We start from the raw sequence: 10,170 nt of genomic DNA, 5'->3' as shown, positions 1-10,170 counted from the left end.
ACCTCCCCAGGTCGGCCACCGGGGCCTTCTGTTTCCCATCCCACAGGGTCTTCGGAGCAGCGCCCGTATCCCGCTGTCGCTCCCGCTGTCGCTGCCGCTGCCGCTACAGGCGCTGAATGATCGTGCCGGTCGCCAGCGCGCCGCCCGCGCACATGGTGATCAGCGCGAATTCCTTGTCGCGGCGCTCCAGCTCGTGCAGCGCGGTGGTGATCAGCCGGGCGCCGGTGGCGCCGACGGGGTGACCGAGCGCGATGCCGCCGCCGTTGACATTGACCTTCTCCAGGTCCTGGTCGAAGACCTGGGCCCAGCTGAGGACGACGGAGGCGAAGGCCTCGTTGATCTCGACGAGGTCGATGTCCTTGAGGGACATCCCGGCCTTGCCGAGCACCGCCCGCGTCGCGTCGATCGGCCCGTCCAGGTGGTAGTGCGGGTCGGAGCCGACCAGCGTCTGGGCGACGATCCGGGCGCGCGGCTTCAGCTTCAGCGCGCGGGCCATCTTGCGCGAGGCCCACATCACGGCGGCGGCGCCGTCGGATATCTGCGAGGAGTTCCCGGCCGTGTGCACGGCGGTCGGCATGACCGGCTTGAGCCGAGCCAGCGCCTCCATGCTGGTGTCGCGCAGGCCCTCGTCGCGGTCGACGAGCCGCCACATGCCCTGCCCGGCGGCCTGCTCCTCCTCCGTCGTCGGCACCTGCACGGCGAAGGTCTCGCGCTTGAACCGCTCCTCCGCCCACGCGGCGGCGGCCCGCTGCTGCGAAAGCACGCCCAGCGTGTCGACGTCCTCGCGGGTCAGGCCCCGGTGGCGGGCGATCCGCTCGGCGGCCTCGAACTGGTTCGGGAGGTCGACGTTCCACTCGTCCGGGAAGGGCTTGCCGGGGCCGTGCTTGGAACCGGAGCCCAGCGGCACCCGGCTCATGGCTTCGACACCGCAGGCGATGCCGATGTCCATGACGCCGCCGGAGATCATGTTGGCGACCATGTGGTTGGCCTGCTGGGAGCTGCCGCACTGGCAGTCCACGGTCGTCGCCGCGGTCTCGTACGGGAGTCCCATGGCGAGCCAGGCGTTGCGAGCGGGGTTCATCGACTGCTCGCCGGCGTGGGTGACGGTGCCGCCGACGATCTGTTCGACGCAGTCGGGCTGGATGCCCGTACGGGCGAGGAGCTCGCGGTAGGTCTCGCCGAGCAGGTAGGCGGGGTGAAGGTTGGCGAGGGCGCCCCCGCGCTTGCCGATGGGGGTGCGTACGGCTTCGACGATGACGGGTTCCGCGGCCATGAGCTCGTCCTCTCCTGCGTAGCGCAGCGCACAGCGCGCTTGGCGCGCCTCGGCTGGCGGGCCGTCCCGGCGCCCCGCCCGAACTAGTACGCGTTCTAGTTCTCCCCGCAGTCTTATGACCAGAAGGCCCGGCACGCAAGGGTCTTGCACGTGGCTTACACGGATTCCACACGCAACAGTTGGCGCGGGGGCCCTTGTCACTTCTAGAACTCGTTACTACCTTCGAGCCATCATCTGATGGGCCGTCAGACTTTGGAGTCGCCCGATGCCCTGCCCCGTGCTGCCCGAAGGCTTCGACGCAACCGACCCCGACCTGCTCCAAGACCGGGTCCCCTTCCCGGAGTTCGCGCAGCTTCGGCAGACGTCCCCCGTGTGGTGGTGCCCGCAGCGGCGGGGCGTCACCGGTTTCGACGACGAGGGCTACTGGGCCGTCACCCGGCACGCGGACGTCAAATACGTCTCCACGCACCCGGAGTTGTTCTCCTCCACGACCAACACGGCGATCATCCGCTTCAACGAGCACATCCAGCGCGAGCAGATAGATGCCCAGCGCCTGATCATGCTGAACATGGATCCGCCGGAACACACCCGCGTACGCCAGATCGTGCAGCGGGGCTTCACCCCGCGGGCCATCCGCGGGCTGGAGGACGCCCTGCGCGACCGGGCCGGCAAGATCGTCGCGGAGGCCGCGGCGGCCGCGGCGGACGGCAGCTTCGACTTCGTCACGCAGGTGGCCTGCGAGCTCCCGCTCCAGGCGATCGCCGAACTGATCGGCGTACCGCAGAAGGACCGCACCAAGATCTTCGACTGGTCGAACAAGATGATCGCGTACGACGACCCGGAGTACGCGATCACCGAGGAGGTCGGCGCCAACGCGGCGCTGGAGCTCATCGGCTACGCGATGAACCTCTCCGCCGAACGCAAGGAGTGCCCGGCCAAGGACATCGTGACCCAACTCGTTGCGGCGGAGGGCCAAGGCAACCTCGGCTCGGACGAATTCGGCATGTTCGTCCTCCTCCTGGCGGTCGCGGGCAACGAGACCACGCGCAACGCCATCAGCCACGGCATGCACGCCTTCCTGACCCACCCCGAGCAGTGGGAGCTGTACAAGGCGACCCGGCCCTCCACGGCCGCGGAGGAGATCGTGCGCTGGGCCACGCCGGTGGTGTCCTTCCAGCGCACGGCCACCCAGGACACGGAACTGGGCGGCCAGAAGATCAAGGCGGGCGACCGCGTGGGGATGTTCTACTCCTCCGCCAACCACGACCCCGAGGTCTTCGAGAACCCGGACGTCTTCGACATCACCCGCGACCCGAACCCCCACCTGGGCTTCGGCGGCGGAGGCCCGCACTTCTGCCTGGGCAAGTCCCTGGCCGTCATGGAGATCGACCTGATCTTCAACGCCCTGGCCGACACCCTGCCCGACCTGCGCCTGACCGGCGAGGACCCCCGCCGCCTGCGCGCGGCCTGGCTCAACGGCATCAAGGAACTCCGGGTCAGCCACGGCTGACCCCGGCTCCAGGACGGCAGGGACCACCCCACCCACGCCCCGGCCCCTGCCGTCCCCTGGGCCCCACCGGCCCCACCTTCCACCCCGGCCGAGCCCATCCAGCCCCGCCGAAGCCATTCCACCCGGCCGAGCCCAATCCAGCCCCGCCGAAGCCATTCCACCCGGCCGAGCCCAATCCAGCCCCGCCGAAGCCATTCCACCCGGCCGAGCCCAATCCAGCCCCGCCGGCGTTTGAGGCGCGGGGTCCGGGGCGGAGCCCCGATCTCTCCCCGCGGCCGCGCCTACCAGCTCCCGCCGAGCCCATCCCAGCCCCGCCGGCGTTTGAGGCGCGGGCCCGGGGCGGGGCCGGGGCCGGGGGCCCGGGGCGGAGCCCGGCGGCGCCCACGGGCCCGCGCAAGCCCCCGTACGCCTACCGCCCGCGCCCAGCGACCCGCACGAGCACCGGCACCGGCACCGGCACCGGCACCGGCTCCGCCTCCCCCGCGGCCCCGCCCCTCCGCTGCCCCGGCAGCGTCACACTCAGCCGCCGCGGCCCCGACAGCACGTACACGAGCCCGAAGCCGGCGGAGACGACAACCGCCCCGCCGACCGCGTCGAGCACCCAGTGGTTGGCGGTGGCGACGATCGCGCACACAGTGATCAGCGGGTGCAGCGCCCCGAGGAGCTTCTGCCACCCCTTCGGCGCGAGCGTCACGATCACGACCCCGCACCACAGCGACCAGCCGAAGTGCAGCGAGGGCATCGCCGCGTACTGGTTGGAGATCGCGGTCATGGCCCCGTACTGGGGATTGGCGAGGTCCTGCACCCCGTGCACGGTGTCGATGAACCCGAGATCGGGCATCAGGCGCGGCGGCGCGAGCGGGTAGAGCCAGAAGCCTATGAGCGCCAGCACGGTGGCCAGGCCCAGCGAGGCGCGCGCCCAGCGGTAGTCGCCCGGCCGGCGCCAGTACAGGGCCGCCAGGATCGTCAGCGGGACCACGAAGTGGAAGGAGGTGTAGTAGAAGTTGAAGAACCCCTCCAGCCAGGGCATTTTCACCACGGCGTGGTTCACGGCGCGCTCGATGTCGATGCCGAGCGCCTGCTCGATGCCGTGGATCTGGCTCCCGTTCGCCTCGGCGACGCTGCGGCTGGTCGGCGCGGCGGCCCGGATGTGAGAGTACAGCGAGTAGCCGACCCGTATCAGGAGCAGTTCCAGGAGCAGGTTGGGGCGCGAGAGCACGCGCCGCCAGAACGGCAGCAGCGGCACCCGCGACCACCGCGCGGCGGCGGGCCGCCCGTAGGCGGTGGGGACCGGCTCGCGCCAGTACGGCGAGGAGCGCTTCAGGAACGGCACCACGCAGGCGGCGGCCAGCGCGGCGAGCAGCGGCACGTTGTCCCGTACGGGGGCCAGCGCGGCCAGGTTGGGCAGCAGCACGTCGCTGGGCAGGGTCATGGCGAGCACCACGGCGACCGGCCACACGGGCCGGTCGGCAGCGCGCTTGCCCACCTTGCCGGCGACGGCGAGCAGCACCCACAGCAGCTGGTGGCGCCAGCCGGTCGGGGACACTGCGACGGCCGCGCAGCCGGTGATCGCGACGGCGAGCAGCAGCTGGCCGTCGCGGGCGTAGCGGGCGGCCCGGCTCAGGGCGAACCAGGCGACCCCGGCCGCGAGGGCGACGTAGAGCAGGATCTCGCCGGGACCGGTGAGGCCGAGCCGCAGCAGCGCGCCGTGCACGGACTGGTTGGAGAGGCTGTCGGGGGCGCCGCCGAGACCGGTGCCCGCCAGGTGTTCGACCCAGTACGTCCACGAGTCGCGCGGCAGCGCCGCGAAGGACAGCGCGGTGGCACCGGCGAAGGTCACCGCGGCGGCGCGCGCGGTGGGGCGGCGCCCGGTCAGCCACAGCATCGGGGCGAAGAGCAGCAGGGCGGGCTGGAGGGCGGCGGCGAGGCCGATCAGGAAGCCGGACGGCCGCTCGCCGGGCACCCGGAACACCGCCAGCAGCACCAGAAGTACCGGCAGGACGGCGGTCTGGCCGGGCGAGGACGCTTCGCGCACCGGCAGCGAGACCATCATCAGCGCCACGAGCACGGGCGCGGCCAGCAGCGCGGTGCGTCGCGGCACGGGGTCGGGCAGGCTGCGCGCGGCCACGAGCCCTATGGCGGCGACGAACAGCAGGGTCACGCAGGTCCAGCCCACCTCCAACGGGGGCGCGGCGAAGCCGACCAGCGGCTTCAGAACCAGCCCCGCGAAGGGGGTCCCGTTGAACTGGCCGGTGTCGTAGAGCGCCGCCGGCAGCCCGCCGGGGGAGCCGGGCACGTGGAAGTCGCTGAGCCACTCCCCCGGTGGCACGCGCAGCACGACGGCCGCCTGCCTCACGGCGAGCACTCCCGCCAGCGCCCACAGCAGGAGGCGTGCCGCCCCGAGCCTGCTGGTACCGCCTATGACCCCGGCATGTCCGTTCGCACCACTGTGCTCCGCCGCGTTAGCCACGCCTCGCCGGCCTCCCGCCGTGTTGACCGCAACCCTGACTTCGCCTGGCTGCCGCGCTTCATGCACCACTTCATTACCTGGGGACGACGATATCCTCCACGGGATACCTAGGATGGCCCGCATGAGCATCGTGAAGATCAACGCACTGACCGTCCCTGCCGAGCAGCGGGAGGTGCTGGAGCGGCGCTTCGCCTCGCGGGCGGGTGCCGTGGAGGGTTCCGACGGGTTCGAGTGGTTCGAGCTGCTGCGCCCGGTCGAGGGCACCGATCAGTACCTGGTCTACACGCGGTGGCGTTCCGAGGAGGACTTCCAGGCGTGGATGGAGGGCCCGATGAAGGCCGCTCACCAGGGTGGCCAGGGTGGCCAGGGTGGTGGCGGGGAGGCCGGCGGGGCTGCCGGGGAGCGTCCGAAGCCCGCGGCGTCCGGATCGTCGCTGTGGTCGTTCGAGGTCGTGCAGCAGGCCGCGCCGAAGCAGGCGTGACGCGGGAGGGTCCGGGGCCGTGGCCGACCTCGGACCCTCTCGGCCCCTGAGCCGGGGGGCTCAGCTCCAGAAGGCGTCGCTCTCGTCGATGTCCGCGGTGCACTGGTCGATGTCGGTGATCTTGTGGCCGATGATGGTGAAGAAAAGGCCTTCGCGGATTTCGATACCGCGGTCTCCGCGGTCGCCGCGCGCCGTGTGGACGCTCATGGCGTGGCCGCGTCCGTCGACCATGACGGATTCCAGGTGGACCTGGAATGTGCCCTTCGTCTCCTCCCCGAGCCGGCGGTAGAAGTCGAGGACGGCCTCCCGCCCCTTGTGGTGCCCGGACATCGGGCTGTTGCCCGGTACGTGGTGGATGACGTCGGCCGTGAACAGCGAGCCCAGCGTCTCCATGTCTCCCTTGCCGAAGGCCTCGTAGCCGCGGCGGATCAGGGCACAGTCGGGATGCTCCGACATGGCGGTTCACACCCTCCCAGTGGGCGGATTGTCCTTTTTCCTATCATCGGCCCGTGCCTGTGGATGTTCCAACGCGGCGGTTGCCTGCCGGACTCCACAATGGCGCCATGAACGCGAACTCGATCAAGAACCCGAACCCGAACCCGCACTCGAACTCGAACTCGAACTCGATCAACAAGAACCAGACCGCGCCCGCGGCGCACATGTGGCAGGTCACCCCGGAGCTCGTCACGACCCCGGACGCCACGCTCCTGCGCCGCGCGTACTACGCCGAGGTCGCCGGCCGGTACTGGAAGCGGTCCGTCACCGAGGCCGAAATCGACGAGGGACTCGTCGACTTCCCGGACGACGGGCTCCTGCCGCCAACGGGCCGGTTCGTGGTCGGGCGCCTGGGGGGCGCGCCCATGGCGTGCGGCGGGATGCGCCTGCTCGACCCCGTCACCGCCGAGCTCACCAAGGTGTACGTCGACCCGCGCGCCCGCGGTACCGGCGGCGGGGCGGTGCTGCTGGAGGCCCTGGAGGAGGCGGCCCGCTCGCTGGGCGCCGAGCGGGTCCGGCTGGACACGAGGTCCGACCTGGTGGAGGCACGGGCGTTGTACGCGCGCCACGGGTACCTCGAGATACCCGCGTACAACTCCGGCCCGTATGCCGAGCACTGGTTCGAGAAGCCCCTGGTCTGACGCCAGTCTGCCCCGGCGGGCAGGGCTGAGCCGGCGGACCGGGCCGGGCCTGGTCAGGGCGCCGCGTGGTCCCGGCGCGCCATGGCGTCGTAGGGCTCCTCGGAATCGGATCCGCACAGCTCCCGGTTGATCTCCGCGACCAGTTTGGTCAGGTCGGTCGGCCGGTCCGGGCCCCACCAGTCGCCGAGCAGCTCGGCCAGCGACTCCTCCCGGGCGGCGGACAGCTTCACGGCGCTCTGGCGGCCCTTGTCGGTCAGGACCAGCGCGAGCCCGTCGCGTTCGGCGAGCCCGCGCTCCTCGATCTGGCGGGCGGCGTCCGTGATGGCCCTCAGCGGCACGATGGTGCGGTCGGCGAGGACGGCGGGTTCGGCGGAGCCGTACTTGTAGATCCGCAGCAGCAGCCAGCTGGCGGCGGGCAGCAGGTCGAAGCCGGCCCTCTCGGTGATCTTCTCGTAGACGTGGCGGCGGCCCTGGAGGGTGCCGAGTACCGACAGGGCGCGGGCCACCTCGTCGTGGGAGGAGCGGTGGACGGGATTGGAGGCCAGGGTCTCGGTCACGTCGGGTGCGGTGACCGAGCCGCGGAGCTTGTCCTCCTTGAGGAACCAGGCCAACACGAAGGCCACGAGGACGATGGGGACGGCGTAGAGGAAGACGTCGGTGATGGAGGTGGAGTAGGCGTCGAGCACGCGGGGGCGCAGGTCGGCGGGGAGTGCGGCGATGGCCCGCGGGTCGGCTTCCAGCCGCGCGGCGTCCACGCCGGGCGGCAGGGGAACGCCGACGAGGGAGGCGACCAGTTTGCCGTCGAGCCGGTTGGTGAAGACCGTGCCGAAGATGGCGACGCCGAAGGAGGCGCCGATGGAGCGGAAGAAGGTGGCACCCGAGGTGGCGACGCCGAGGTCCGCGTAGCTGACCGCGTTCTGCACGACCAGGACGAGTACCTGCATGACCAGGCCGAGGCCGGCGCCGAAGACGAAGAAGTAGACGCTCATCTCGAAGGTGGAGCTGGTGCGGTGGAGCTGGTGCAGGAGCAGCAGCCCGAGCGCGGTCACTGCCGTGCCCACGATCGGGAAGACCTTCCACCGCCCTGTGCGGCTGACGATCTGGCCGGAGCCGGTGGAGGTGATGAGCATGCCGAACACCATCGGCAGCATGTGGACGCCGGACATGGTCGGTGAGACGCCCTGGACCACTTGGAGGAAGGTCGGGAGGTAGACCATCGCCCCGAACATCGCGAAGCCGACGACGAAGCTGATCAGGGAGCAGAGGGTGAAGGTGCGGATGCGGAACAGCTTGAGCGGCAGCACCGGTTCCGCGGCCCGCCGCTCGACGAACAGGAAGGCGACCAGCAGCACCGCGCCGAGCACGGCCAGCCCGATGATCTCGGGCGAACTCCAGCCCCAGGTGCCGCCGAGGGAGGCGACCAGCACGAGACAGGTGGCGACGGAGGCGATGAGGAGGGTGCCGAGGTAGTCGATGGTGTGCTTCTCGGAGCGCACCGGGATGTGCAGCGAGGACGCGATGACGACGAGCGCGACCAGGCCGATGGGGAGGTTGATGTAGAAGACCCAGCGCCATGACAGCTGGTCCACGAACAGCCCGCCCAGCAGCGGACCCAGCACGCTGGTCGCTCCGAAGACGGCGCCGAAGAGGCCCTGGTACTTGCCGCGCTCGCGCGGCGGGACGATGTCACCGACGATCGCCATCGACAGCACGATCAGACCGCCGCCGCCGAGGCCCTGCAGGGCGCGGTATCCGATGAGTTGCGGCATGTTCTGCGCCAGCCCGCACAGTGCGGAGCCGATCAGGAAGAGCACGATGGCGTACTGGTACAGCTTCTTGCGCCCGTACTGGTCGCCGAGCTTGCCCCACAGCGGGGTCGCGGCGGTCGAGGCGAGCATGTAGGCGGTGACGACCCAGGAGAGGTGCGCCATCCCTCCCAGGTCGCTGACGATCGTCGGCAGCGCGGTCGAGACGATCGTCTGGTCGAGCGCGGCGATCAGCAGCCCCAGCAACAGGGCGCCGATGGAGACGAGCACCTCGCGGCTCGCGTGCTCTGTGGTGGGGCCGGACCGCTGTGGGCCGGGCTCCGTGGTCACGTCCTGCGCCATCGGCTCCTCCTCCGGGCCGCATCAACAATCTCCATCCTGAGCGGTGTGTCCGGTTATGGCCTCTCGGGCGGGTTGGGCAGCCCTGCGGGGGTCTGCATAATGCCTGGCAGTGGCCAGGGAGGGAGGGGTTCCAGTGAGCGCTGAACGCTGTCCGGAATGCAATGCCGTGGGTGCCGCGTGCCGGTGTGCGCCGGGCGCGGGGTTCGAGCCCTTGCGCGTCCGGCCGTATGTGACACTGCCCGACCCCGGCCAGGCGGACGCCCCGCCACCCTCCCCGCAGCGGGTGCGCGGCGTGGTGTCCCAGCCGCAGGTCCCGCCGGAGCAGGTCCGACCGGCGCAGGTCCCGGCGCAGGGCCCGCCGGAGCACGACACCCCGGCGTACGGGATGCCCGTGGTCCCGCAGCCTGGGTACCCGGAGGAGGCGCCGGCGTATCCGCGGGCCACGGCGTATCCGGGAGCCTCGGCACAGGCACAGGACCCGGGACCCGCGGCGCCGCAGGCGCGGCCGGCGCGGCCCGGCGAAACGATGCAGCTCCGCGCCGTCCCGTCCGGGGCCGATGCGCCGCGGGGCCCCCGGCGGCGCATCGCGCCGATCCTGGTCGGCGCTCTCGCGGTGGCCGCCCTGGGTACGGGCGTGGCGTTGGCGCTGCTGCCCGGTTCCGAGGAGCCCGCCACCGCCCTCCCCGACGCGAAGCCCTCGGTCCCGGTGGCGAGTGCGCCGGGCCCGTCCACGTCGGCGCCGCCGAGCCCGTCGCCGTCTCGGTCCGCCTCCCCCAGCGCGTCCGCGTCCGCGTCCCGCTCCCCTTCCCCGTCGCCGTCCCCGAGCGCGTCCCGTACGTCGGCGGCCCCCTCGCCGAGCCCGTCGCCCACTCCCAGCCGCTCCGCGACCACGCCGCCCCCGCCGGCGCAGGCCCAGACCCTGAAGTACGGGGACTCGGGACCGGAGGTGGAGAAGCTCCAGCGCCTGCTGGCTGCCAAGCGCCTGTACCGCGGCAGGATCGACGGCAAGTACGGCGACCGCGTGGAAGAGGCCGTCTCCACCTTCCAATGGGGCAACGACATCGACGAGGACCCTTGGGGCGTCTACGGACCCGCCACCCGGGCGGCACTGGAGGGATGAGTCACACGTCCAGGGATGGCGCGGAGGGCCCCTCGTTTTGTATCGTGCAGGAACAAAGTGGTTCCGTCCTCA

8 protein-coding genes are annotated in these 10,170 nt (G+C 71.5%); 4 read left to right on the top strand and 4 right to left on the bottom strand.

Annotation, left to right across the window (positions count from 1 at the left end):
* Positions 1-103 precede the first annotated feature (103 nt).
* Complete coding sequence (locus tag ACFWB8_RS25720; RefSeq protein ID WP_385231579.1) at positions 104-1,273, bottom strand: steroid 3-ketoacyl-CoA thiolase; 1,170 nt, start codon at positions 1,271-1,273, stop codon at positions 104-106.
* A 265-nt stretch (positions 1,274-1,538) separates the two neighbouring features.
* On the opposite strand from ACFWB8_RS25720, the gene ACFWB8_RS25715 reads away from it, so the two are divergent.
* Entirely contained in the window at positions 1,539-2,783 is a 1,245-nt protein-coding gene (locus tag ACFWB8_RS25715; protein WP_385231576.1) for a cytochrome P450, read from the top strand.
* A 409-nt stretch (positions 2,784-3,192) separates the two neighbouring features.
* Here the strand turns inward: ACFWB8_RS25715 and ACFWB8_RS25710 are convergent, their stop codons facing one another.
* Positions 3,193-5,253, bottom strand: coding sequence for a bifunctional glycosyltransferase 87/phosphatase PAP2 family protein (locus tag ACFWB8_RS25710; protein WP_385231573.1), 2,061 nt, complete (start codon positions 5,251-5,253; stop codon positions 3,193-3,195).
* Between the two features lie 121 nt (positions 5,254-5,374).
* Between ACFWB8_RS25710 and ACFWB8_RS25705 the strand changes: the two genes are divergently transcribed.
* Positions 5,375-5,734, top strand: coding sequence for an antibiotic biosynthesis monooxygenase family protein (locus ACFWB8_RS25705; RefSeq protein ID WP_385231570.1), 360 nt, complete (start codon positions 5,375-5,377; stop codon positions 5,732-5,734).
* Between the two features lie 60 nt (positions 5,735-5,794).
* On the opposite strand, the gene ACFWB8_RS25700 is transcribed toward ACFWB8_RS25705, so the two are convergent.
* Positions 5,795-6,190 (bottom strand): nuclear transport factor 2 family protein, encoded by a 396-nt coding sequence (locus tag ACFWB8_RS25700; RefSeq protein ID WP_385231567.1) that lies wholly within the window; start codon positions 6,188-6,190, stop codon positions 5,795-5,797.
* A 203-nt stretch (positions 6,191-6,393) separates the two neighbouring features.
* On the opposite strand from ACFWB8_RS25700, the gene ACFWB8_RS25695 reads away from it, so the two are divergent.
* The gene (locus ACFWB8_RS25695) at positions 6,394-6,870 is read left to right on the top strand and encodes a GNAT family N-acetyltransferase (protein ID WP_385231589.1); all 477 of its coding nucleotides are present in this window, start codon (positions 6,394-6,396) and stop codon (positions 6,868-6,870) included.
* Positions 6,871-6,923: 53 nt separating this feature from the next.
* On the opposite strand, the gene ACFWB8_RS25690 is transcribed toward ACFWB8_RS25695, so the two are convergent.
* On the bottom strand, positions 6,924-8,978 hold the full coding sequence (locus ACFWB8_RS25690) for a DHA2 family efflux MFS transporter permease subunit (protein WP_385231564.1): 2,055 nt from the start codon (positions 8,976-8,978) through the stop codon (positions 6,924-6,926).
* 229 nt (positions 8,979-9,207) lie between these two features.
* On the opposite strand from ACFWB8_RS25690, the gene ACFWB8_RS25685 reads away from it, so the two are divergent.
* The gene (locus ACFWB8_RS25685; protein WP_385231561.1) at positions 9,208-10,098 is read left to right on the top strand and encodes a peptidoglycan-binding protein; all 891 of its coding nucleotides are present in this window, start codon (positions 9,208-9,210) and stop codon (positions 10,096-10,098) included.
* The last annotated feature ends 72 nt before the right edge of the window (positions 10,099-10,170 follow it).

Origin of the sequence: Streptomyces sp. NPDC060031 (assembly GCF_042736805.1) — a bacterium.
Taxonomy (GTDB): Bacteria; Actinomycetota; Actinomycetes; order Streptomycetales; family Streptomycetaceae; genus Streptomyces.
The sequence above is the reverse complement of the archived record's forward strand: the minus strand, read 5'-3'. Positions and strand labels throughout refer to the sequence as shown.